This window comes from Psychrobacter sp. 1Y4, from assembly GCF_051847555.1.
On sequence record NZ_JBPYDE010000425.1, the window covers coordinates 1 to 776 of the forward strand.

General features: G+C 44.1%; 1 protein-coding gene. It reads right to left on the reverse strand.

Annotation, left to right across the window (positions count from 1 at the left end; genetic code table 11):
* On the reverse strand, positions 1 to 514 hold a 514-nt coding region (locus ACS8FC_RS16740), incomplete at its 3' end, for a LysR family transcriptional regulator (RefSeq protein ID WP_439297614.1).
* Positions 515 to 776 lie beyond the last annotated feature (262 nt).

Here is a 776-nt window from a genome sequence, read left to right on the forward strand (position 1 = left end):
TTGGGAAGACCGCAAAGAAATCCTCACTCCAAAACTCAAAGCTGTGCAGGCCGTCTACGGCATACGGCAGCGCAATGATAGCGGTATCGATATGACCGTAGCGCACTTGTTCAAGCAACCGCTCGGTTTGCTGCTCAACGATCGTCATGCGGAACTCTGGATATTGAGCACGCAGCGCAGGTAGAACCTTTGGTAGCAAGTAAGGCGCAATCGTGGGAATGATGCCAACCGTCATAGGATAGGCAAGCGGCGTCTGATGGCTATGGGCACGCGTGGTCAAATCGCTCACTTCAGAGAACACTCGTTGCGCCCTTGTGAGGATTTCTTGACCGATTGGGGTAATCAGTACTTGCTTGTTATTGCGCTCAAAAATCTGTGTATCTAGCTGTTTTTCTAATTCTGCGATACCCAAGCTCAGGGCAGACTGCGAAATATTGCAATCCTCAGCAGCACGTTTAAAGTGACGATGTTTGGCGACGGCTAGCGCAAACTCGAGTTGTCGTAAAGTAATCATAAAACCTCTCTTTTAGTGGGTTTTTAATGTAATTTATCATGTCAGCCAACCTTTATAGGGCAGCAAATTACCAGTTATGTACCAATGATAGGATATAGAGAGAATAGTTTAACAAGTTTAATAAAACAAAACATCACATTAAAAACTTTTAACTGGATTAACCATAGAATTCGCGTATAGTTTGTCGGGTAGCCCAGAAAGCTAAAGGGCTAGTACAAGAATCCCTATAAATAATTTTAATTTACTTAACGAGAGAGGAGCC